This is a genomic window from Rhizobium nepotum 39/7, from assembly GCF_000949865.1.
GTDB lineage: Bacteria > Pseudomonadota > Alphaproteobacteria > Rhizobiales > Rhizobiaceae > Agrobacterium > Agrobacterium nepotum.
The window spans coordinates 16,774-39,868 of sequence record NZ_JWJH01000016.1 but is presented as its reverse complement, the minus strand read 5'-3'; the positions used below and the strand labels follow the sequence as shown (position 1 = coordinate 39,868).

The 23,095-nt window shown below is 59.5% G+C and carries 22 protein-coding genes and 1 tRNA gene; 14 read left to right on the top strand and 9 right to left on the bottom strand.

Annotated elements, in window-relative coordinates:
• Window positions 1–2: 2 nt before the first annotated feature.
• Window positions 3–1,373, top strand: a complete 1,371-nt coding sequence (locus tag RS75_RS16980) for an MlaD family protein (protein ID WP_045022412.1) — start codon at window positions 3–5, stop codon at window positions 1,371–1,373.
• Window positions 1,374–1,388: 15 nt separating this feature from the next.
• Window positions 1,389–1,994, top strand: a complete 606-nt coding sequence (locus tag RS75_RS16975; protein WP_045022404.1) for an ABC-type transport auxiliary lipoprotein family protein — start codon at window positions 1,389–1,391, stop codon at window positions 1,992–1,994.
• Window positions 1,995–2,184: 190 nt separating this feature from the next.
• Here RS75_RS16975 and RS75_RS16970 read toward each other — a convergent pair whose 3' ends face one another.
• Window positions 2,185–2,619, bottom strand: coding sequence for a PACE efflux transporter (locus RS75_RS16970; RefSeq protein WP_045022403.1), 435 nt, complete (start codon window positions 2,617–2,619; stop codon window positions 2,185–2,187).
• A 670-nt stretch (window positions 2,620–3,289) separates the two neighbouring features.
• On the opposite strand from RS75_RS16970, the gene RS75_RS16960 reads away from it, so the two are divergent.
• Window positions 3,290–3,541, top strand: coding sequence for a hypothetical protein (locus RS75_RS16960; RefSeq protein WP_045022400.1), 252 nt, complete (start codon window positions 3,290–3,292; stop codon window positions 3,539–3,541).
• A 149-nt stretch (window positions 3,542–3,690) separates the two neighbouring features.
• Here RS75_RS16960 and RS75_RS16955 read toward each other — a convergent pair whose 3' ends face one another.
• The 4 genes from RS75_RS16955 to RS75_RS16940 form a co-directional block, all read right to left on the bottom strand.
• Complete coding sequence (locus RS75_RS16955; RefSeq protein ID WP_045022398.1) at window positions 3,691–3,879, bottom strand: hypothetical protein; 189 nt, start codon at window positions 3,877–3,879, stop codon at window positions 3,691–3,693.
• A gap of 287 nt (window positions 3,880–4,166) precedes the next feature.
• On the bottom strand, window positions 4,167–4,391 hold the full coding sequence (locus tag RS75_RS16950) for a hypothetical protein (protein WP_045022396.1): 225 nt from the start codon (window positions 4,389–4,391) through the stop codon (window positions 4,167–4,169).
• Between the two features lie 203 nt (window positions 4,392–4,594).
• Window positions 4,595–4,846, bottom strand: coding sequence for a hypothetical protein (locus RS75_RS27385; protein WP_045022393.1), 252 nt, complete (start codon window positions 4,844–4,846; stop codon window positions 4,595–4,597).
• Window positions 4,847–5,017: 171 nt separating this feature from the next.
• Complete coding sequence (locus RS75_RS16940; protein ID WP_045022504.1) at window positions 5,018–5,350, bottom strand: hypothetical protein; 333 nt, start codon at window positions 5,348–5,350, stop codon at window positions 5,018–5,020.
• A 449-nt stretch (window positions 5,351–5,799) separates the two neighbouring features.
• Between RS75_RS16940 and RS75_RS16935 the strand changes: the two genes are divergently transcribed.
• A complete protein-coding gene (locus tag RS75_RS16935; RefSeq protein ID WP_045022392.1) occupies window positions 5,800–6,249 on the top strand; it encodes a hypothetical protein in 450 nt (149 codons plus the stop codon).
• A gap of 156 nt (window positions 6,250–6,405) precedes the next feature.
• On the opposite strand, the gene RS75_RS16930 is transcribed toward RS75_RS16935, so the two are convergent.
• Window positions 6,406–6,481, bottom strand: a tRNA-Lys gene (locus tag RS75_RS16930).
• A 155-nt stretch (window positions 6,482–6,636) separates the two neighbouring features.
• Window positions 6,637–6,891: a GlsB/YeaQ/YmgE family stress response membrane protein gene (locus tag RS75_RS16925; protein ID WP_045022503.1), complete on the bottom strand. Its 255-nt coding sequence runs from the start codon at window positions 6,889–6,891 to the stop codon at window positions 6,637–6,639.
• 192 nt (window positions 6,892–7,083) lie between these two features.
• On the opposite strand from RS75_RS16925, the gene RS75_RS16920 reads away from it, so the two are divergent.
• The 3 genes from RS75_RS16920 (at window position 7,084) to RS75_RS16910 (ending at window position 13,309) form a co-directional block, all read left to right on the top strand.
• Window positions 7,084–9,657 (top strand): mechanosensitive ion channel family protein, encoded by a 2,574-nt coding sequence (locus RS75_RS16920; protein WP_407691553.1) that lies wholly within the window; start codon window positions 7,084–7,086, stop codon window positions 9,655–9,657.
• 146 nt (window positions 9,658–9,803) lie between these two features.
• On the top strand, window positions 9,804–12,317 hold the full coding sequence (locus tag RS75_RS16915; RefSeq protein WP_045022387.1) for a GcvT family protein: 2,514 nt from the start codon (window positions 9,804–9,806) through the stop codon (window positions 12,315–12,317).
• A gap of 158 nt (window positions 12,318–12,475) precedes the next feature.
• Window positions 12,476–13,309 carry a response regulator gene (locus tag RS75_RS16910; RefSeq protein WP_045022385.1) on the top strand — a complete coding sequence of 278 codons (834 nt, stop codon included), beginning with the start codon at window positions 12,476–12,478 and terminating at the stop codon, window positions 13,307–13,309.
• 12 nt (window positions 13,310–13,321) lie between these two features.
• On the opposite strand, the gene RS75_RS16905 is transcribed toward RS75_RS16910, so the two are convergent.
• A complete protein-coding gene (locus tag RS75_RS16905; RefSeq protein WP_045022384.1) occupies window positions 13,322–14,878 on the bottom strand; it encodes a phospholipase D family protein in 1,557 nt (518 codons plus the stop codon).
• A 166-nt stretch (window positions 14,879–15,044) separates the two neighbouring features.
• Between RS75_RS16905 and RS75_RS16900 the strand changes: the two genes are divergently transcribed.
• From RS75_RS16900 to RS75_RS16890, 3 genes are read left to right on the top strand one after another with little or no spacing between them, the layout of a single operon-like run.
• Window positions 15,045–15,359, top strand: a complete 315-nt coding sequence (locus tag RS75_RS16900) for an ArsR/SmtB family transcription factor (RefSeq protein WP_045022383.1) — start codon at window positions 15,045–15,047, stop codon at window positions 15,357–15,359.
• The gene (locus tag RS75_RS16895) at window positions 15,356–15,715 is read left to right on the top strand and encodes an SRPBCC family protein (protein ID WP_045022382.1); all 360 of its coding nucleotides are present in this window, start codon (window positions 15,356–15,358) and stop codon (window positions 15,713–15,715) included. Before RS75_RS16900 ends, RS75_RS16895 begins: the two co-directional genes overlap by 4 nt.
• A gap of 43 nt (window positions 15,716–15,758) precedes the next feature.
• Window positions 15,759–16,367 (top strand): ATP-dependent Clp protease proteolytic subunit, encoded by a 609-nt coding sequence (locus RS75_RS16890; RefSeq protein ID WP_045022379.1) that lies wholly within the window; start codon window positions 15,759–15,761, stop codon window positions 16,365–16,367.
• A 41-nt stretch (window positions 16,368–16,408) separates the two neighbouring features.
• On the opposite strand, the gene parE is transcribed toward RS75_RS16890, so the two are convergent.
• Window positions 16,409–18,529: a DNA topoisomerase IV subunit B gene (gene parE, locus RS75_RS16885; protein WP_045022377.1), complete on the bottom strand. Its 2,121-nt coding sequence runs from the start codon at window positions 18,527–18,529 to the stop codon at window positions 16,409–16,411.
• 210 nt (window positions 18,530–18,739) lie between these two features.
• On the opposite strand from parE, the gene RS75_RS16880 reads away from it, so the two are divergent.
• The 4 genes from RS75_RS16880 to RS75_RS16865 all read left to right on the top strand — a co-directional run bounded on the left by RS75_RS16880 (window position 18,740) and on the right by RS75_RS16865 (window position 22,953).
• Entirely contained in the window at window positions 18,740–19,621 is an 882-nt protein-coding gene (locus tag RS75_RS16880; protein WP_045022376.1) for an alpha/beta fold hydrolase, read from the top strand.
• Window positions 19,622–19,835: 214 nt separating this feature from the next.
• Window positions 19,836–20,606: a triose-phosphate isomerase gene (gene tpiA, locus RS75_RS16875; RefSeq protein WP_045022375.1), complete on the top strand. Its 771-nt coding sequence runs from the start codon at window positions 19,836–19,838 to the stop codon at window positions 20,604–20,606.
• A gap of 115 nt (window positions 20,607–20,721) precedes the next feature.
• Entirely contained in the window at window positions 20,722–21,165 is a 444-nt protein-coding gene (gene secG, locus RS75_RS16870) for a preprotein translocase subunit SecG (protein WP_084687051.1), read from the top strand.
• A gap of 159 nt (window positions 21,166–21,324) precedes the next feature.
• Window positions 21,325–22,953, top strand: coding sequence for a CTP synthase (locus RS75_RS16865; RefSeq protein ID WP_045022502.1), 1,629 nt, complete (start codon window positions 21,325–21,327; stop codon window positions 22,951–22,953).
• Window positions 22,954–23,095 lie beyond the last annotated feature (142 nt).

Sequence of the window (23,095 nt, the reverse complement as noted above, 5' to 3'; positions counted from 1 at the left end):
GCATGGAAACCAAGGCGAACTACACCATAGTCGGAATTTTCACGCTGATCGTGATCGCTGCCGCATTCGGCTTCGTCTACTGGATGGCGGAATTCGGCCGGGGCGGCCCGACGGCGCAGCTTCTGGTGCGTATTCCCGGTTCGGCGAACGGCCTTTCCGTCGGATCTCCGGTGCGCTTCAACGGCATCCCGGTCGGCACGGTGCGCGGCCTTGCCATCGACCGCGACGATCCGGCCTATTCCATCGCCTTTACCGAGGTGCAGGCCGATGCACCGGTTTTCCCCTCGACGCGCGCCGTGCTTGAAATTCAGGGCCTGACGGGTGCGGCCTATATCGAGCTTTCCGGCGGCAACAAGGATGGCGAGCGCATTTTGCAGAAATCCGTCGAGAGCGGCGTTCCCGCCGAGCTGACCGCCGATCTTTCCAGCGTCACCAACCTTCTCGCCACCGCCGACAAGATCCTGAAGCGTGCCGACGGCGCCATCGGCGAATTGCAGGGTTTCGTGCAGGATGCCCGTGCTCCCCTGACGCAGACGGTGCGCAACGCCGAGAAATTCTCCGATGCGCTGGCCGCCAATTCCGACGGTATCAAGAGTTTCATCGCGAGCCTCAGTTCGCTTTCCACCACCGTGCAGTCGGTTTCGGTCCGTCTCGACGGGACCCTGACCGCCATCGAGGATCTGGTGAAGGCGGTGGATGCGGGCAAGATCGATTCCATCCTGTCGAATGTCGACAAGGTGACGAAGGATGTCGCTTCCGCCTCCAGCGATATTCAGGGCATCATGGAGACGGTGCAGAGTACCGCGCGCAATTTCGAGGCGGCGAGCACGCAGGTGCAGACCGTGGTGAAGCGCGCCGACGAGCTTCTGGCCTCCGTCGATCCCGCCAAGGTTGGCACCGTCGTCGACGATGTTTCCTCTGCGACCGCCGATGCGCGCGACGCGGTGGCGAACTTCAAGCGGATCGCCGACGATGTCGGCACCCGCCGCGCCGATATCGACAAGGCGATTACCGACTTCACCGATATGGGCCGCAAGCTGAACCTTGCCTCCAGCCGTGTCGACGGCATTCTCGTCAAGGTCGACACCATGCTTGGAACAGACGACGCCAATTCGCTGTTTGCCAAGGTGCGCGAGACATTGACCTCGTTCAAGGCCGTTGCCGACAATCTCAACGCCCGGATCGGGCCGATCGCCGATAATCTGACCCGCTTCTCCAGCTCGGGCCTGAAAGACTTCCAGGCGCTGATCGGCAGCACGCGGCAGACGGTCGACAATCTCAACAATGCCATCACCAATATTGACCGCGATCCGCAGCGGTTGATTTTCGGCGGCGAAACCGTGAAACAATATGACGGCAGAACAAGGCGCTAAGAGGGGTATGGGCCAATGACACGATTGACGAACGGCCGAATGCGCCGCGCCCTGTTTCTGGCTCCGCTGCTGGCCGTCGCGATGGCGGGCTGCTCGGGAACCCCTTCGAACGACACGTTCGATCTCTCCGTCTCTCCGGCGACCGTGACGCAGGGGCCTTCGCTCAAAAGCCGGCAATTGCTGATCGCCGATCCGACTGCGCTGAAGGCGCTGGACAGCGAAAACATCGTGGTGCGCCTCTCCGGTTCGGAAGTGCAATATCTCGGCAATTCGCAATGGAGCGACCGCCTGCCGCGCATGGTGCAATCCAAGCTCGTGGAAGCCTTCGAGGACACCGGCAAGCTCGGCGGCGTCGGCCGTCCGGGGCAGGGGCTGGCGATTGACTATCAGGTGGTGACCGATATCCGCGCCTTCGAGGTGGATACGGGCAAGAACATCGCCAATATCGAAATGTCGGTGAAGCTTCTGAACGACCGCAACGGCTCGGTGAAGGCGCAGGAAGTGTTCCGCGCCAGCGCTCGCGTCAGCGGTTCCGGCAACGCCAATTTCGTGAAAGCGCTGGACCAGGCCTTTGCCGCCGCCACCCGCGATATCGTGGCCTGGACGCTGAAATCTCTCTGATCAGTAAGGAAGAGTTGCCGGCGTTGAGCCCATGGCTGCCGAGAATGATGACACCTCTCGTCCTTCAGCTTGACCCATACCCCTTCGAAATCGCTGGCTCCTTGGGCATGCCCGAGGAGTTGATAGGATAACGACCGCGCCTTCAGCTTTTTGCTGAAATGCAGCCGTTGCGTGCTGGGTTCGCCGTCGGTCAGACGGCGTCCTGCGATTGCCATTCAGGCAGCGGGAAAAGCCGGTCATAGCCCCAGTTGAAGACGAAGGCATAGACCACGTAGAACAGTGCAAACGAGATATCCATTACCAGCGCCTGGGCGAGGCTGATGCCGAGATACCAGGCGATGAAGGGCATCAGCACGATCAGCAGACCCAGCTCGAACAGCAGGGCATGGGCGATGCGGATGGCGGGCGTCTTCAGCGTCGTGCCTTTCAGGCGCTGCATGGCATGGTCGAAGCCGAGATTGTAAAGATAGTTCCAGGCCGTCGCGAGCGTGGCGCTGACGAGGCCGACAATGCCGATGTCTTCCATGGGCATGTGAAATACGAGTGCACCCAGCGGCACGACAAGCAGAAGGCCGATGATTTCGAAGCTGAGGGCGTGGCGGATACGATCGGGCAGGGAGCGCAATTTATTCTCCGGTATTGACCGGGCCGTCCCGCATGCTGTCGCCTTGATGGCCGAGGTCGTCCTCACGCCCCGCCATATAGAGGTTTCTGGCGAAATTTTCAAGCGTGGGGTTGGGTTGGGATTGGGAGAATGCTCCTTGTTTCTTCTCCCCGCCGGGGAGAAGGTCGCGGCAGCGGGATGAGGGGGCAAGGTCAGAGATAATCAGTGAGGGTTCCCCCCTCATCCGACCCTTCGGGCCACCTTCTCCCCGGCGGGGAGAAGAAACACGCGGCGGCGCCTTGCCCTCCCTCGGGCCACAGGAACCGCTTTCGGAACAAGATCGGTATTTTTTCGTTATCGCTTATGGAAGGAGGCGTGCCATGCAGCATAATTCCTCTGACGCAAGAACGATAAAGGCCGCCAATGCGGCAAAGGCCACGACTTACACGCCAAGCCTCATTTCCCTCAAGGGAAGTTATGTGGCGATGATATTCCGCAGGCCGCTTTGCCAAAATCCGCTGGATATGCGGAAAAAATAATAGCGATACGCCTGACCTATCGCTCCATTGCCCACCGATGACGACGACTGGTGCAATGACCGACAACTTTAGATGTCTCTAAAGTGTGATTTTCAATCCGGACCATCTCCCCCTAGACTGGGAGATCGCCACCAAAGCGAAGGGAGAATGACATGAAATCAGTTCTCATTATCGCCGCTGTCCTTGGTTTTTCCGCCAGTGCAGCGCTCGCGGAATGCGCGGGTCATGAAAAGATCAACGCTTCCGTTCCTGCCGTCGACCGTGAATTCAAAACCGCAAGCATCGTTCCGCCGACGGATCCGGTGGACAAGCCCGTCGTCATCCTGAAAAAGACCGATCGCCTTCCGGCGGCAACGGTTGCGACGACAGGTGAGCCCGAAGCCGCAATGCAACGCATGCAATAAGACAAGACAATGATCTCTTCATTCTGAAAATCCCGTGCGCGATGTGATCCGCACGGGATTTTGCTTTCGGCAGACAGGGGGCGAGGATGAGCGTTTCCGCTTCGCGATCCTACTCTGCCCGCCGTTTTCCGTGAGCCTTCTGCCGTCGTCTAGCTGTCGAGTTTCAGCGACAATTGCCGTGGCCCTTCGTTCTTTTTCAGCACGTAGAGCGGCCGGGCGATGATGACTTCCGTTCGCCGCTGCAATTCCCGCCGCCGCTCGAGCGCGCGTTCACGCATATCGCGGGACCGGGCGACTACGGAGAGGGCATTTTCTATGGTTGCGTCTGCTGCGTTCATCGCTGACCTCCATAATGTTCACTTTATGTTCTCATTATTGGCCGCTTATGTCAACACTGTGGTGGCGCGCCGCCAAGACAGCGCGAATGCCCCGGGGATGACGGGTGAGGGGGCTGGCTGGCCTGCGATGCGGTTGGCGGCGCGCAGCCGTTTCGCCTCGCGTGCTTACCACGGAGCGACGCAATGCCCCTGCGGGAGCGAGGCGGACGCTCCAGCCAGTTCAATCGATTTTCGGGATGATGCGGCGACGATGCCGACGTTGATCGGCTCCGTCTGGCGGGAGGATATCAGGACAGGGGGCGGTGATCCGGCGCGGCCAGGCTGGAGAGCATGTCGCTCAAATGTTCGCTGGCGAGTGCGACGATGGCAAGTGCGGCCTGCTGGCGGTTCCAGCCGGCGCTTTCCGCTTTTTCGATCAACCCCTGAATGGAGGGCTCCAACGCGAATTGGCACTCGGCCTGGTAGTCCATAGTGTCGATAGAAAGCGATGGAGAATTTATAGCGGCCCGCATCGTTTGGTCTCCCTGTTTTCCGTCATGCCCATCGTTACGCGAAACGCAAATCGGAACATGCACATTCAGAGGCCTGTGATATCGGCCTGCTTTGCAGGCCCGCATATCACTGGCAGCGAATCCCCCAGCAGGCGGGACGTTAACGGCAAGTCCCGATCTCTGTCAACGAACGCGCGGTAGCGGCGGCGCAGGCGCGCGCTTTTTCAGCGCCTTCCGTTCCGGAAAGGTTTCCGTCTCCAGACCAGCAGGGCCATGACGTAAAGCGCAAAAAGCACGAACCATGTGACGGGCAGCACCATAAAAAGTGCCGCATAAGCGCAGCTTCCCTCAAAACAGGAACCGAGAAATCCGGAATCGGCCAGCGCTCCGGACAATAAAAACGCACATACCCCGCTTCCGGCTGCGCCGACGACGAAAAGCAATATGTTGACGATCAATCTCATCGCGCCAATCATAAGGATGATTGAGACAGCTTTGGGGAAGGGGCGGCACAGCCACGCCGATATTTCACCGTTTCGGCGGCTTTGCCGAAAAACCGCTATTGCCGGAGCGGCAAACACGTTTTTGAAGACTGTTCGCCGGAGCAGGCCCCGCCTTGATCGGGCAGGGCCGTTATTGCCGGTCTGTTATTCGGTGATGGTGTATTCGCCGAGTTCGCAGAGATTCTGTGTATCCTCGAGGTCTTCCAGCTCGTCGCCCTGGAATTCGAAGCGCATGTCGTATTTGCAGACACGGCGGCCATCGGCGATGGAGATTTCCATCGTTTCGCCCGGACCAAGCGCCTTCTTTCCGAAAACGTCGTCTTCCCAGTCATCGACGCCGACCGGTGAGGTGTAGAAAGCGTTGAGAACCGAGTTTGTGCCGTTCTTCAGCGAAAAGACGAGGTCTTCCGCCTGCGCCCCACCCGCAACCGTCAGCGCCGCGCCGAAAAATGCCGCCATTACCCATTTCGATGTCATGATATCCCCCATTGCGCCATTGTTCTGGCCGGGCAATGCATACAGCCAAACTGGCGGCTTGCAATGCAAACTATGGCCTTTGGTTAAGGCGGAAAGCGCATTTGCGGAGTAGATTTTCGCGGCAATCATATTATTCGGTAAACTAGAAATACATAATTGATTTTTCTAATATTGTTTTTGCTGTTTGATAGATTTATTCTTTTATATATGTATATTTTTGTATTTATTTTTATGAATTATAATAATTTATAGTGTAATAATATTTTTTTGGATATGTATTCCGCTGTTATTTTTATCGACATATATATTATGTATTCCGTAGTGATGGCGAAGCCAGATTTTCGGATGTTTCTCATCTCCGACGCTTTAAAGAAATTTTACTTACGAAAACGGTTTTTTAAAAAATTGTAACCGGCTGGCCGGAGAGACCGGTCGTTTCCCGAGAAAGGATGTTTGAGTTGTTCAATCGCTCGTTTTGGGTGTTCCGCAGCCTCAGGCTGCCAGGTCTCGTGGCGTTGGTCATCTTGACCGGAGGCGCTCTGACGCAGGCTTCAGGTCAGTCGCGGGAATGCAGGGATCCGACCCCGGCCAGCAATATCAACGAAATGTTCGACGCGATCTACGCGTGCTGGGTGCCGCCGGAAGATAGCGAGGGGCTTGTGGTGACGCTGCAGTTCATTCTGCACAAGGACGGGCAGATACGGGGCAAGGTGGTCGTCACCGCAGCGCGCCCGCAGGAGGACAGCCTGAGACGTCAGGCCTTTATCGACTCCGCCATCGACGCGGTAAAGCAGGCAGCGCCGGTTCCTTTCACCGAAGAATTCGGAAGCCGTATTGCAGGGCGACCATTGGGACCTCGCTTCATCGGAACGAGCAGCGTGCCGGAAATGGAATTGTAGACTGTCGGGGGGAGCTATTTCGCCGGCATGCCCAACGCCGTCGGCGACAGGCCCGGCGTCTCGCGCTGGCATGGCGATATGGATGAATTTCTCCACTCGGCCACTGATGCGATGCTTTAACTTAGCATCGCAACGTCTTGTCATTTTAGGAGAATTTGGTGGGTGATGTAGGGCTCGAACCTACGACCCGCTGATTAAGAGTCAGCTGCTCTACCAACTGAGCTAATCACCCGACCGACACCGTGTGGCGGTGTGAAGGGGCATATAAAGGGGAAGTTTTGGGTTGTCCAGCGCGGAAATGAAATTTCTTATATTTTTGTGACGAAAAAATTTCAGCCGCGCTGGAAAAGCCTGAAAATCCGGGGTTTTACGGATTTAGCCTTTTGCTCACCCGCGCCTGAAAGCCCTGCCGATAATGATGAGGATACAGGCGCCGATGAAGCCGGCGATGAGATAACCGAGCCAGCCGGTCAAAACGATTCCAAACACCGAGAGAATGGCGTTGGCGATGATCGCGCCGACGATTCCAAGAAGGATGTTCATGAAAACACCCATATTGCTTTTCATGAATTGTTCGGCGAGCCACCCGGCGACACCACCGATGATGATAGCTGCGATCCAGCCGATACCAGCAGATTCCATGATTTCCTCCCATGTTTGCTGCATTATCGAAGGTGATGATTCTCCGGGTGAAAAGCAAGGCAAACTCCTGAAAACCTCGTTTTTTGCGGGTGGTTTTCTGCGCGGCAGGCGGTAAATAGCCTGATGCGGAGTTAAGAGGCGAAAGGCATGGATGTGCGGTTGATGTTTGGCGGATTGATATATGGCAGGCGGATGTTCGGCGGGCTTAGGCCCGGCCGGTGGCAAAAAGCCGCCATGGCCACGATGATGACCGTCGTGCTCTCTCTCGTCAGTGGCTTACTGTCGTCCGTCATAACGGCGTCCGCGCAGGACGCGACAACGCCTGCCCCGGTGGCGATCCAGGCTTCCATCGTCGAGCAGGCGAGGGCGGATCTGGAAAAATGGAAGGCCGATGTGTCGGCCATCGCCGCGCAGGTGGAGGCAGGCGGCAAGGATGACGCGCAGCTGGTGGATCTGAAGGGCCGCGCCGATGGCATTGCGACCGATGCGTCTGCCAGCAACACCAAGCTGCGCACCCGCCTTGACCAGATCAAGACACGTCTGGAGGCGCTTGGCGCTGCCCCGGCGGAGGACCAGCCGCCGGAAGCGAGCATGGTGACGGAGGAGCGTTCTCGGCTGACGGCGGAGCGCGCCGAGGTGAATGCGATTGCCGGCGAGGTTGAGGGCACGGCCACCAACGCCGCGCAGATTTCCAACAACATCACGGCGGTTCGCCGGGCGCTTTTCGCCGCCACCCTGTTCAAGCGCACCGAAGTCTCCGCCGAGACGCTGGGTGACGCATCTTCCGCCTTCCTGAGCGAGCTGACCAATCTCAACAACGCCTTCAGCAGCTGGGCTGGCTTCGTCTGGAATTACAAACGCCTGCCGATGTTCGGGGCGGTGGTGCTGTCGATCATGGCGGCGCTGCTGTTTCTGGTGGGCGGTTACCGCTTTTTCGGCAGCCGCATGGAAAGGCGGGCCTTTTCGGGCGAGCCTTCCTATCTGCGGCGCCTTTCGGTGGCCTTCTGGTCGACGATGGTGCAGTCGCTGTCGCTGTTCCTGTTCCTGGTGACCTCGGCGTTTTTCCTCGATAATTTCAACGTACTCCGTTCCGATATAGCGCCGATCCTGTTCGGCGCGATGGCGATCATGGGCTTTGTTTATTTCGTGTCCCGGCTGAGCTATGCGATCTTCGCGCCGACGCAACCGGAATGGCGTCTGCTGCAGGTTTCCAACAAGGGTGCGCACACGCTGTCTTCGGCGGTGCTGTTGATGGCGCTCGTCAACGGTCTCGACTATCTGTTCGGCACCATCAGCGAGACGCTCTATTCGCCGTTGATCGTCACCGTCGCCAAGAGCTTCGTCGCCTCGGTCATCATCGGTATCATCCTGCTCACCGTGTCGTTCCTGCGCCCTGTCATCGGCGAGGGGCAGGACTACGACACCGGCAATCAGCGCCTGCCGCGCTGGCTCGTCATTTTGCTCAGGGTCGGCGGGCTTGTTCTCATCGGCGCCTGCCTGACGGGTTATGTCGGGCTGGCGCGCTTCCTCGCCACGCAGATCGTCGCTACGGGTGCGGTGCTGGCGACGATGTATATCGGCATTCTTTCCGGCAAGGCGATTTCACGACAGGGCGCCTTCTCCGAATCGCTTGCCGGCCGTTATCTTGCGCGGCGTTACGGTCTCGGCCCGGTTGCGCTCGATCAGGCCGGGCTTGCCGCGGGGCTTGGCATCTATGTCGTCGCACTTGCCTTCGGTGTGCCGCTCATCCTGTTTTCCTGGGGGTTCCAGCCGGGCGACATCGAAAGCTGGGCCTATCGCCTGCTGACCGGCATCACCGTCGGCAATGCCTCGATCTCGCTGATCGGCCTGTTCGGCGGCGTGCTCGTCTTCGCCATCGGCTATATCATCACGCGCTGGTTCCAGAAGTGGCTGGACAACAACGTCATGGCGCGCGGGCAGGTGGATGCCGGGGTGCGCAACTCGGTCAAGACCGGCATCGGTTATCTCGGCATCGCAGTTGCGGCGATCTTCGGCGTCTCGTCCGCCGGCCTCAACCTCTCGAGCCTCGCGCTGGTCGCCTCCGCACTTTCTGTCGGTATCGGTTTCGGCCTCCAGAACATCGTCTCGAACTTCGTCTCCGGCCTCATCCTGCTGGTCGAGCGTCCCTTCAAGGTGGGCGACTGGGTGGTGACAGGCACGACGGAAGGCACCGTCAAGCGGCTTTCCGTGCGCGCGACCGAGATCGAAACCTTCCGCGGCCAGTCGATCATCGTGCCGAACTCCGAATTCATCAATTCCTCGGTCGGCAACTGGACGCACCGCAACCGCATCATGCGCGCGGAAATTCCGGTATCCGTGTCTTATGATTCCGATCCGCAGAAGGTCATGGATATCCTGCTGGAGCTGGTGCGCGCGCAGCCGCCGGTGCTGCGCAACCCGGAACCGCATGTGGAATTCCTCCGTTTCGGTGATTTTTCGCTGGATTTCGAATTGCGTTTCCACCTTGCCGATCTGTCGACCGGGCTTGGCGTGAAAAACGCGCTGAGGATCGCGATCCTCAAACGCTTCCGCGAGGAGGGGATCGATATTCCGTTCCCGCAGCGCAATCTCAACATCCATGTGGAAGGCGACGCCAACCCGCAAATGCTGGCAGCGCTGCTTTCCGAAGAGGGCGACAAGGCGGTGGTGGCGCATACGGGCGCGGCGTCTGCTTCGCCGCGGAAGGAAGAACCGAAAGAAGGCGTAAAGACCGCCGGTGAGGGCGGGCAGGACGGGAAGGTATAAGCGGCGCTGCTCATTTTCGCGCCTGTCGCAGCACCCTATGGCCATGTCGCAATCAGGCGGCTGAAGGGCGGCCGGGCGCTTCATATTCCTCCCATCGATTTGGCGGGACAATCAGGCAACGCCGGCGCTTTTTAGGGGTTCTGTAAATGAAGACACATGCACGGGCGGTGGTGATTGGTGGCGGCGTCGTCGGCGTTTCGACGCTTTATCATCTTGCCAGGAAGGGCTGGAGCGACAGCGTCCTGATCGAGCGCAAGGAGCTGACGTCGGGTTCCACCTGGCATGCGGCCGGTCTCCTGCCGCTGTTCAACATGAGTTACTCGGTTGGCCAGATTCACAAATATTCCGTGAAGTTCTACGAGGAGCTTCAGGAAGAAACCGGCATGAATGTCGGTTTCTCCAAGGTCTCGAACATCCGTCTCGCCCGCACCAAGGATCGCTGGGACGAGTATATGTATTATGCCGGTATCGCCGAGACCATCGGGGTCGAGGTCAAGATGTTGACGCCGGAACAGGTCAAGGAAGTCTGGCCGCTCTGCGAGACGGACGGCCTGCTCGGCGCGATCCAGCATCCCGATGACGGCTACATCCAGCCCGCCGACCTGACGCAGGCGCTGGCCAAGGGCGCGCGCGACCGTGGCGCGACCATCTACCGCAACACCACCGTTACCGCCATCGAGCAGCTCGAGGACGGTCACTGGAAGGTGACGACCGACAAGGGCGAGATCATCGCCGAACATATCATCTCCTGCACCGGTTCCTTCGCCCGCAAGACCGGCGAGATGGTCGGCATCAATATTCCGGTCATTCCGGTCGAGCATCAATATATCGTCACCGAGCCGCATCCGGCCATTCAGGAGCGCCGCCGTCAGGGTCTGCCGGAAATGGGCGTTCTGCGTGAATCGGATTCGGCCTGGTACATGCGCGAGGAAGCGGGTGGTCTTATCCTCGGCCCCTATGAAGTCGGCGCGCCGGTCTGTTATGTCGATGGCCCTTCGGAGCACAGCGAATATGAGCTGTTCCAGGAAGAACTCGACCGCCTGATGCCGCATATCGAATCTGCCATCGCGCGCGTTCCGGCCTTTGGCGAAGTGGGTATCAAGAAGGTCTATAACGGCGCGATCGCCTATACGCCGGATGGTAACCCGATCGTCGGTCCGGCGCCGGGCCTGACGAATTTCTGGCTGAACGAAGGCCATTCCTTCGGTATCACCGCCGCCGGTGGCGCCGGCTGGCAGCTTGCGGAATGGATCGTCGATGGCGAGCCGACGCTCGATCTCATGGGTGTCGATCCGCGCCGCTTCGGACCTCACGCGACGGAAGGTTACCTCATTGCCAAGAACGAGGAAGCCTATGCCAACGTCTTCACCATGCATTATCCCGATGAAGAGCGTTCCGCCGCCCGCCCGCTGAAGACGACGCCGGTTTACGACCGTCTGAAGAAGCTCGGCGGCGTGTTCGGCTCCGTTTACGGCTGGGAGCGTGCCAACTGGTATGCGCCGGAGGGTTATGCGCTGCGCGAAGAAGACCTCGGCGTCGGTGCTGACGTCATCACCAGCCACAACCATGCGCCGCCGCTGGAGGATGGCCGGATCGTCGAGAAATGGTCGTTCCGCCGCTCGAACTATTTCGAACATGTCGGCAACGAGGTGAAGAACGTCACCCAGAATGTCGGCGTGCTGGATATGTCGGCCTTCGCCAAGATGGAAGTGTCCGGTCCCGGCGCGCGCGCCTGGCTGGACAACATTCTGGCCAATATCGTGCCGAAGAAGCGCGGCCGCATCGCGCTGACGCATCTTCTGACGCCGAATGGCGGCGTGAAGATCGAGTTCACCGTCTATGAATGGGCGCCGGGCCGGTTCTATCTGGTGTCTGCCGGCGGTCTTGAGGCCCACGATCATGACGTGCTTCAGCGGCTTGCGCCCACCGACGGTTCCGTGGTGCTGCAGCCGATCACCCAGAAATACGGTGTGCTGGTGCTTGCCGGTCCGAAGTCGCGCGATCTTCTGAAGAAGCTGACCCGCACCAGCCTCGAGAACAAGGATTTCCCCTGGCTGACGGCGAAACAGATCTCCGTCGGTGTTGCGACGGCGCATGCGCTGCGCGTCAACTTCGTGGGCGAACTGGGCTGGGAACTGCACCATCCGATCGAGATGCAGAACTACATCTTCGACCGGCTGATGGAAGCGGGCGCCGAATTCGGCATCAAGCCTTTCGGTATCCGGGCCATGGTGTCGATGTCGCTCGAAAAATCCTATCGCAACATGGGTCGCGAGCTTTCGGTGGAATACAACGCCTATGAATCCGGTCTCGACCGCTTCCTGCGTCCGGAGAAAAACTTCATCGGCCGCGATGCACTGGTGGCCTACAAGGAAGCTGGCCTGAAATCGGTATTCTCGACGCTGACCGTGTCGGGCAATACGGATGTCGATGCGCGCGGTTCGGAAGCAATCTCCGATGAAAACGGCGCACTTGCCGGCCGCGTCACCAGCGGCGGTTTCGGTTGGCGCGTCGGCAAGTCCATCGCGCTCGCCATGCTGAAACCCGAATATGCAGCTGTTGGCACGAAGCTGAAAATCCGCATTCTCGGCACGCTTTATGATGCCGAGGTGGTGGAAGAAAGCCCCTTCGACACGGAGAATGCGCTGCTGCGCGCCTGAGGCGCTTTTCCGCCCGCATTTGCAACACGGCCCTTCGGGGCCGTGTTTTCTTTTGGGTAAGCATGTGTGCCGACTGTTTTCGGGCAAAAGTGTTATTAATTAATTTGAAAAATACGCCTGCTAATTTCCTCTGAAAGACGACGGGGGACTAGGACAAAATGAATTTTCTGGGCATTACGGGCATGCAATATTCGGGCGTGCCTTTCACCAATTGCCGCATCTTGCTGGCGGAAGACACCAATGTGTTCACCCAGATGGTGAGCCTGCGTCTGAAGGAGCTGCTGGGCGTTTCCGTGGAGGTGTGCCGCAACTTCGAAGAGTTGCAGGCGTGTTACGAACACTCCGCCGATCCTGTCACGCTTGCGATTTCCAACATCAACCTTCCGGGGGCGGAAAATGGCGAGGCGCTGGAATATCTGATCGATCTTTCGATCCCGACCATTGTTTTCACCAGCACTTTTCACGAGGCGACCCGCGAAACGCTGATCGCCAAGAATGTGGTCGACTACATTCTCAAGGATAATGTCTTCGCCGTGGACATGCTGACGGAATCCATCTGCCGGTTCCTCACCAACCACCGCCACCATGTGCTGATCGTCGATGACAGCCCGACGGCGCGGGCGCTGCTTTCCAGCCGCCTCAAGCGTTATAATTTCCGCGTCAGCCTTGCCGATAGCGGTGCGAAGGCGCTCGAAATCCTGAAGGCCAATCCCGATATCGGGCTGGTGGTGACCGACTACAATATGCCCGATATTGACGGTTTCGAACTGACGCGACGCGTCCGCACCGTGCGCGGATCGCACGAGCTGCGCATCATCGGCGTTTCCTCCTCCACCAACCGGTTGTTGTCGGCGCGGTTCCTGAAGGCGGGCGGCAACGACTTCATGCTGCGCCCCTTCATCGACGAAGAGTTCTACTGTCGTGTCAACCAGAACCTCGACACGCTGGTGCAGATACAATTGGCGAAGGCCGGGGTGAGGCCGGCGGCGTAAAATCGTTGTCCGTCAAAGCTGCGATTCAAGCGGCAAGAGACGCATGATGCCTGCGACGAGCCGGCGGCCGATAGCGGCGTCCGGTTCGCGCCGGTATATCTTCGGCCGGCCCTGTTCTTCCGTCATCCAGATGAGGCGATCGCCACTGTCCATATCCAGCTCGAAGCTCATCTGGCGGCGGATTTCTTGCGCGAATATCGCGTCCATGCGGGCGACCAGCGGGGCCGAGGTGAACACGACGCCCATTTCCGTATTGAGCGAGGCGGAGCGCGGATCGAAATTGAGCGAGCCGATATAGCCGGTCTTGCCATCGCGCGTGAAGGCCTTGGTGTGCAGGCTCGCCTGTCCCGAACCGCGCAGGGTGAAGTTGGACTGGTCCGCCTGCGCGCGCAATTCGTGCAGGCGCACCCCGCCCAGCAAAAGTGGTTTTCGATAGCGGGCATAACCGGCGTGAACGGCGGCCACATCCGTTGCGGCCAGCGAATTCGTCAGGACGGCGACCGACACGCCGCGCTCGGCAAGGCGTGAGAAAATATCCACGCCCTGTTTGCCGGGAATGAAATAGGGCGAAGTGATGTGCAGGCTGTCACTTGCGGCCTGCAGAAGCGGCAGCAGACTCTCCATCAGGAAATTATAGCCGTCCCGGCGTTTTCCCGCCGCTTTTTCCGGCGGGTCGGCAAGCACGTCCGCTTCATCGACCCAGTGCAGGCGATCCGACATCAGGAAATGGCCGCTGCCATATTGGCTTTCGACCCGCTCCAGATAGGGCTTGGCGGCCTCGCTTTTCGGCAGCGCGGCAAGCTCGCGCCGCAATCTGGCAAGCTTGCTCGGCCTGCGCGCCAGAAGCGAGCGCACCGGGACGGAAACGGCGCTGTTCCAGTAATCGTCGAAGATTTCGGTGGCGTCGGCAACGATCCTGCCGAAACCGAGAATGTCGAAATCATGAAAATTCGTCCGTTCGGCGGCATCGAAATAGGCATCGCCAATATTGCGGCCTCCGACGATGACGGCGCGTCCGTCGGCGATCCACGCCTTGTTGTGCATGCGCCGGTTGACGCTTCGGAAGCGCAGCACGAGTTCGATGCCTCGATACAGGATGTTTTCCCGCGCCCTGGTGGGGTTGAACAGCCGCAGTTCGATATTGGGATGGCTGTCGATCGCATGGAAGATGCGGTCGGAGATGGAAACGCCGAGATCGTCCAGCAGCAGCCGCACGCGCACGCCGCGGTCCGCTGCGGCAATGACCTCGCGCATCATCAGCCGCCCGGTAAGGTCAGCATTCCACATGTAATACATCAGATCGAGGCTGCGCCCCGCCGCCCGTGCCGCCGCCACCCGCACCGCAAAGGCATCAAGGTTGGAATGCAGCAGGCAGAGCGCGTTTTTCTCGTTCCAGCCGTTCCTTATCGACTGCCAGTGCCGATCGAGCCTGGTGGCATCCTCGGCAACGGGCAGGGCGGTTGAGGGACGCTTGGGAATGGCTTTTTCCCGCTGCTTGCCGATGACAACAAACAGGCTCGATCCGAGGACCAGCAGCACAATAGTTATAAAGACCGTAAATGCAGTCACTTGTTTTGATCACTCCCGCCTGAAGATTATCAGGCCGGGTGAGAACGTGCGAGGGCATAAAGCGTTCGTGACACAAGAGAGCGTGGATTTGCGAAAATCCGGCTTGCGACACGAATGCCGGAGGGAGGCGCTTGCGAATCGTATAAGTGTGTGCTTATGTGTCGTCATGACAGAGAATGATATTTTCCGGGCGCTGGCCGATCCGACGCGACGTGCGATTTTCGAGAAACTGGCGGGTGGCGCCATGAATGCCTCCTCCTTGCGCGAAGGTATCGAAATCAGCCAGCCGGCGATGTCGCAGCATCTTGCGGTGTTGCGGGGTGCGGGGCTGGTGGTTGAAAGGCGGCAGGGCCGTTTCGTCAATTATGAGGTCGATCCGGACGGGCTGACACGGATTGCGGCGTGGCTCGGCAAATACCGCGCCTATTGGCCACAGCGCATCGATGCTCTCAAGCTCTTGCTGAAGGATATGGACCAATGAACAGGCAAACGCCCGCAGCGCCGAGACACGGTATCGAGCTTGAATATGATCTCGACGAGCCGCCGCAAAAGGTCTGGCGCGCGATCAGCATTCCGGCGTATCGCGAACACTGGTTGCCGAAGGAGGCTTTGGCCGAAGCCGAGGCGATCAACGTCACGCCCGGGCAGGAGGTTTGCTACAGGCTGCGCGAGGATGTTCCGCCATTTCTGGAAAGCACCGTCACCTTCAGGATCGCGTCGAATACCCGGGGCGGCACCAGCCTGCGGGTCATTCATGAGTTGCCCATTACCGGTCCCGGCCGGATGACAAAAGCTGCCGCAAACCATAACGGTTCGCCGGTCAAGCTCGCCGCCTGATCCGCTAAATTTCCCGACATTCTCAAACGACAGGAGTTCGCCAATGCGCGAAGCGATGCAACTCGTCCCTATGGTAGTCGAACAATCCGCAAGGGGAGAAAGATCTTTCGACATCTATTCCCGCCTGCTGCGGGAAAGGATCATCTTTCTCAATGGTGAGGTCAACGACACGGTTTCCGCGCTGGTCTGCGCGCAATTGCTGTTTCTTGAAGCGGAAAACCCGAAAAAGCCGATCCATCTCTACATCAATTCCCCTGGTGGTGTCGTGACCAGCGGTTTCGCAATGTATGACACCATGCGCTATATCCGCGCGCCGGTTCATACGCTGTGCATGGGTACCGCCCGTTCGATGGGGTCGTTCCTGCTGATGGCGGGCGAACCGGGCACGCGGGCGGCATTGCCCAATGCCAGTATCCTCATTCACCAGCCATCCGGCGGCTTTCAGGGCCAGGCGTCGGATATGCTCATCCATGCCGAGGAAATCAGGCAGACAAAGCACCGTATGACGCGGCTCTATGCCGAGCATTGCAATCGCGACTACGACGAGTTCGAGATGGCGATGGACCGCGACCGTTTCATGACGGTGCAAGAGGCGCTGGAATGGGGGTTGATCGACCGCATTCTGGATGTTCGCGAGGATGTGGCGGCATGAGCTAAAATGTCCCGGCCGCGCTTGGCGGTCGGGAGGTATAATCAGATATCCAGATTATCCGCGAATGCCGCACGTTCCTGAATGAAACGGAAGCGGGCGTCCGCCTTGGTGCCCATCAGATTGTCCACCGCTTCGCGGGTGCCTTCGAAATCCACGTCGTCGATCTCGACGCGCAGCAGGGTGCGCTTGCCGGGATCCATGGTGGTTTCCTTCAGCTGCGCGGCCATCATCTCGCCGAGGCCTTTGAAGCGGCCGATTTCGACCTTCTTGCCCTTGAACATGGTTTCCATCAATTCCGCGCGGTGGGCGTCATCGCGGGCATAGGCGGATTTTGCGCCCTGGCGGATGACGTAAAGCGGCGGCACGGCGAGGAAAAGGTGGTTGCCGCGAATGAGTTCCGGCATTTCCTGATAGAAAAAGGTGATGAGCAACGAGGCGATGTGGGCGCCATCGACATCGGCATCGGTCATGATGATGATGCGCTCGTAACGCAAATCCTCTTCGCGGTATTTCGTGCGCGTGCCGCAGCCGAGCGCCTGGATAAGATCGGCGATCTGCTGGTTGGCGGAGAGTTTTTCGCGGCTGGCGCTGCCGACGTTGAGGATCTTGCCGCGCAGCGGCAGAATGGCCTGATTGGCGCGGTTGCGCGCCTGCTTGGCCGAACCGCCAGCCGAGTCGCCCTCGACAATGAAAAGCTCGGCATTCTCAGCCGTGTTCTGGGAGCAGTCCGCCAGCTTGCCCGGCAGGCGCAGTTTGCGCACCGCTGTCTTGCGGTTGACTTCCTTTTCCTTGCGGCGGCGCAGGCGTTCTTCCGCGCGCTCTATCACCCAGTCCAGCAGCTTGGCCGCTTCGCCCGGATTGCCGGTAAGATAATGGTCGAAGGGATCGCGCAGCGCGTTTTCGACGATGCGCTGGGCTTCGACGGTTGCGAGCTTGTCTTTGGTCTGGCCGACGAATTCCGGCTCGCGAATGAAGACCGAGAGCATGCCGGCCGCCGAGATCATCACGTCATCGGTGGTGATTTCCTTGGCGCGCTTGTTCTGGGTCAGTTCCGCATAGTTCTTCAGCCCCTTGGTGAGCGCGATGCGGAAACCGGCCTCATGCGTGCCGCCTTCGGTGGTGGGAATGGTGTTGCAATAGGAATGGATCTGCGTGTCGCCGCCATACCAGGTCACGGCCCATTCCAGTGCGCCATGGCCGCCGGTCTTTTCCGTTCGGCCCGAGAAAATCTCGCGGGTGACGGTGAATTCCTTGCCGAGAGTCGCCGCCAGATAATCCTTCAGGCCACCGGGGAAATGGAACACGGCCTTTTCGGGAATTTCGCCGTCGGCCGGCACCATGCCCGGATCGCAGCTCCAGCGGATTTCGACGCCGCCGAAGAGATAGGCCTTGGACCGGGCCATGCGGAAGATGCGCGCGGGCTCGAATCTCGCGTGATCGCCGAAGATCTGCGGATCGGGGTGGAACCGCACGCGGGTGCCGCGACGGTTGTGCACGTCGCCGAGCTCTTCCAGACCGCCGATCGGCGCGCCGCGCGAGAAGCGCTGGCGGTAAAGCTTGCGGTTACGGGCGACTTCCACTTCCAGAAGATCGGACAGCGCGTTGACCACGGAAACGCCGACGCCGTGCAGGCCGCCGGAGGTCTCGTAGGCCTTGCCGTCGAACTTGCCGCCGGCATGCAGCTTGGTCATGATGACTTCGAGTGTCGACTTGCCCGGAACCTGCGGATGGTTTTCCACCGGAATGCCGCGGCCGTTGTCGGTCACCGTCAGGAAACCTTCGGTATCGAGATGGACCTCGATGAAATTGGCGTGGCCGGCGACCGCCTCGTCCATGGAGTTGTCGATGACTTCGGCGAAAAGGTGGTGCAGCGCCTTCTCGTCGGTGCCGCCAATATACATGCCGGGCCGCATGCGCACCGGCTCCAGCCCTTCGAGCACGCGGATCGACGAGGCGCCGTATTCGTCACCGGAAGGAGACACGGGCGATGGCGGTGGAGGCGTCGTGACGGCCGCAACGGCTGCGGGTTTCGGCTGCACGTTCACGTTGGCGGGAACGGTTGACGGGGCCTTCACGGGTTTGACCGTGTCCTCGTTCGTTTCCGTTTCGCTGTTGGGTGCCACCGGAAGACCGGAGAAGAGATCGTTGCTATCGTCCATCATGTCCAAGGTTCAAAAAAAGCGTGTCGTCAGAATTTTGCCAAGCGAATCAGTATGCCAATAGGGGCGATTATACTGCCAAACGTGTAAGGCGTGTGGCCGAATGCGGCGCACCCTATGCCACGACTATGTCAGGGTTTCGCAACAGGAGGATTGCGCTGCCGTCCTTGCAATGGCAAGTCTCACTGCCACGAATGAACGGTTAACCAAGTCATGTCCACAGCTCATTTCACGTTTTGTACTCTTTTCTGTCTGACTGTTGCGGTGATGCCGGGCGGTGCCGGGGCGGCTGACGGGCCGTTACGGCCATTCAAGGACGAGCTTTTTTCCAGCCAGACGGTGCTTTCCACTGCTGATGGCGGTGCATCGGAGGTGATCGACTATCAGGAGATGCGCGACATTAACGGCCGCGACGAGGTGCCGGAGCGCCGGGTGAAGCGGCAATATGTGGATATGGCGCCAAAGAAGGCGCAGGCACTGGAAACAATATCCGTGGAGGGCAGGGCGCTCGAGGTGGGCCGCGTCGGGCCGTCTTCCGGTCAGGCCTTCACGGTGATCTTCATTCACGGGCGTGGCGGTGACCGGCGGCTCGGCATGAACGACTATACGTTCAGCGGCAATTTCAACCGGCTGAAAAATCTCGCCGTCGCCAATGGCGGAACCTATTATGTGCCAAGCGTGCGGTCCTTCGATGCCAATGGCGTTGCCGATATCGCTGCGCTGATTGCCGATGCAGCCCGCAAATCCGGCGGCAAGCCGGTGGTGTTGGCCTGCGCCTCCATGGGCAGCTTCATCTGCTACAGCATCAGCCGCGACAAGGCCACCGTCGACAATCTCAGGGGTATGGCGATCCTTGGCGGCGCGGTCGATCCCGATTTTCCGAAGAGTGCCTTTGCCAAGGCGAAGAAACCGGTGTGGTTCACCCATGGCAGCGCCGACAAGGTCTATTCCGCCGACCAGCAGGCGACGATCTTCCGAGCGATGCTGAAGGCTGGCGAGCCGGCGCGCTTCACGCTTTTTGAGACCGGCAGCCATGGAACGCCGGTGCGCATGACCGACTGGCGGGCGGTTTTGAACTGGATTTTGAGCCGCTAAGGCTTCGATTTGGGTCTGCGCTGGCGAATTTCGCGAAATTGACCGCCGTTTTGAACCTTCTGGCCGCTTTTTTGTACCATTTGTTACCGGCTCCGTTTAAAGAAATATTCCGGGATTTCCGGCAGGGTTTCTGTCGCGATTAGGGGCCGCCAGGCGGCTTAAGGGAAGGGGTGTCCGCGCAAGCGGTCGCCGAGACAAAGGGAATGGGATACGCATGACGCCGAATGTTCGACCGCTTGTAGCCGGAAACTGGAAGATGAACGGTACCCGTTCGTCGCTCGATCAGATCAAGGCCATGGCAGAGGGCGTCAAGGGCGCGCTTTCCGAGAAGGTGGATGCGCTGATCTGCCCGCCATCGACGCTGCTCTATGTGGCAACCGCGCTGTGCGACGACAGCCCGTTGATGATCGGCGGGCAGGATTGCCATCAGAATGTTTCCGGCGCGCATACGGGCGACATTTCCGCCGAGATGATTGCGGATTGCTTCGGCACCCATGTCATCGTCGGCCATTCCGAGCGCCGCACCGACCATGCCGAGACGGATCATCTGGTCCGCGCCAAGGCCGTCGCCGCCCATGAGGCCGATCTTATCGCCATCGTCTGCATCGGCGAGACGGCGGATGAGCGCAAGGCGGGCCAGACGCTCGATATCCTCAAGCGCCAGCTCGCCGGCTCCCTGCCGGACGAGGCAACCGCCGAAAACACCGTCATTGCCTATGAGCCGGTCTGGGCGATCGGCACGGGTCTGACACCGACCACGGAAAATGTGCGCGAGGCGCATGCCTTCATGCGCGACGAACTGGTCAAGCGCTTCGGCGGCGAAGGCAAGACCATGCGTATTCTTTACGGCGGCTCGGTGAAGCCCGCCAATGCGCTGGAGCTGATGGGCGTCGATAATGTCGACGGCGCACTGATCGGCGGCGCGAGCTTGAAAGCCTCCGACTTCCTTTCCATCTATGCGGCATACGAGCAACTGACGGCTTGAGACAAGCTTTCCTGCCATAGAGGCGGGAAAGGGGCTTGGAATAAGCCTTCGCCTCATGTAAAGAGCCGCGAAACCTTCTTTGTAGTGCTCCGCGCGGGGCATGGAATGGATTGTCATGCAGACCGTTTTGATTGTTATTCACCTCATGATCGTGCTGGCGCTTGTCGGCGTGGTTCTGATCCAGCGTTCCGAAGGCGGCGGCCTCGGCATTGGCGGCGGTTCGGGCTTCATGTCCGCGCGCGGAACAGCCAATGCGCTGACGCGCGCAACGGCGATCCTTGCCGCGCTGTTCTTCGTGACGTCGCTCGGGCTTGGTCTTCTGACCCGCTACGAATCACGCCCGACCGATATTCTGAACCGCATTCCGGCGACGCAGGGTCAGGGCAACGGCGTTCTCGACACGCTCGGTCCGGCACAGACGCCGGCTCCGGCTGAGAATGGCGTTCCGACCAACAATGGCGCAGCGGCGCCCGCGCAGACGGCTCCGGCCGCCCCCGGCGCGGCAGCCCCGGCACCGGCGAAGCCCGCCGATCCGAACGCAGTTCCGACCGGTCAATAAGCCCGGTTATGATTTAACGCTCCGGCAGGCCAAAAGCCTGCCGGTTTTCTTTTGTTTGCATTTCGCCGCATCCCACTGCCAATTCGTCAACAACGAATTTGCAATAGCATGAAATTTGGGCTGGCGGAATCAGAGGTAAAAAGGTATCCGGTGAATCCCATGGCGCGATATGTATTCATCACAGGCGGCGTGGTCTCCTCTCTAGGTAAGGGCATCGCGGCCGCGGCACTCGGAGCATTGCTGCAATCCCGTGGTTATCGGGTGCGGCTTCGCAAACTCGACCCCTATCTGAACGTCGATCCCGGCACCATGAGCCCGACACAGCACGGCGAAGTGTTCGTGACGGATGACGGTGCCGAGACGGACCTCGACCTTGGCCACTATGAGCGCTTCACGGGGCGTTCCGCGACCAAGACCGACAACATCACGACCGGCCGCATCTACAAGAACATCATCGACAAGGAACGCCGTGGCGACTATCTCGGCGCGACCGTTCAGGTCATTCCGCATGTCACCAACGAGATCAAGGATTTCGTGATCGAAGGCAATGACGATTACGACTTCGTCATCTGCGAAATCGGCGGTACGGTTGGCGATATCGAGGCGATGCCGTTCATGGAGGCGATCCGCCAGCTCGGCAATGACCTGCCGCGCGGCACTGCGATCTATGTTCACCTGACGCTGATGCCTTACATTCCGGCAGCCGGTGAATTGAAGACCAAGCCGACCCAGCATTCCGTGAAGGAATTGCAGGCGCTCGGCATTCACCCCGACATTCTGCTCGTGCGCGCCGACCGGGAAATCCCGGAAGCGGAACGCCGCAAGCTTTCGCTGTTCTGCAACGTGCGTCCGTCCGCCGTCATTCAGGCGCTGGATGTGGCAAACATCTATGACGTTCCGATCGCTTACCACAATGAAGGTCTCGATTCGGAAGTGCTGGCCGCTTTCGGTATCGAACCTGCGCCGAAGCCGCGTCTGGAACAGTGGGAAGAAGTCTGCAACCGCATCCGCACGCCGGAAGGCGAGGTAACGATTGCGATCGTCGGTAAATATACCGGCCTCAAGGATGCGTATAAATCACTGATCGAGGCGCTGCATCACGGCGGCTTTGCCAATCGCGTCAAGGTCAAGCTGGAGTGGATCGAATCGGAAGTCTTCGAGAAGGAAGATCCGACGCCCTATCTCGAAAAGGTCAACGGCATCCTCGTGCCGGGCGGCTTCGGCGAGCGCGGTTCCGAAGGCAAGATCATGGCGGCGCAGTTTGCCCGCGAGCGCAAGGTGCCCTATTTCGGCATCTGCTTCGGCATGCAGATGGCGGTCGTGGAAGCGGCCCGTCATCTGGCCGGCATCGAAAATGCATCGTCCACGGAATTCGGTCCGACGGCGGAACCCGTCGTTGGCCTGATGACCGAATGGGTGAAGGGCAACGAGCTGGAGAAGCGCTCTACCAAGGGCGATCTCGGCGGCACCATGCGTCTCGGCGCCTACAAGGCGGCGCTGAAGAAAGACACCAAGATCGCCGAAATCTACGGCACCACGGATATTTCCGAGCGCCACCGCCACCGTTATGAGGTGAACGTGGACTACAAGGACCGGCTGGAAAATTGCGGCCTCGTCTTCTCGGGCATGTCTCCTGATGGCGTCCTGCCGGAAACGGTGGAATATCCTGACCATCCCTGGTTCATCGGTGTGCAATATCACCCTGAACTGAAGAGCCGCCCGCTCGATCCGCATCCGCTGTTTGCCAGCTTCGTCGAAGCGGCGGTGGAGCAGAGCCGGCTGGTTTGACGGTTTGAATGATACGAAGAGGGCCGCTTTTGCGGCCCTTTTTTATTGGGGAATCGAACAGCCATTTTCCCTCATGCCGGACTTGAGCAATCTTCTCTTGCGCGCGAAACAAAAAACGGGCCCGAAGGCCCGTTCTCTATTC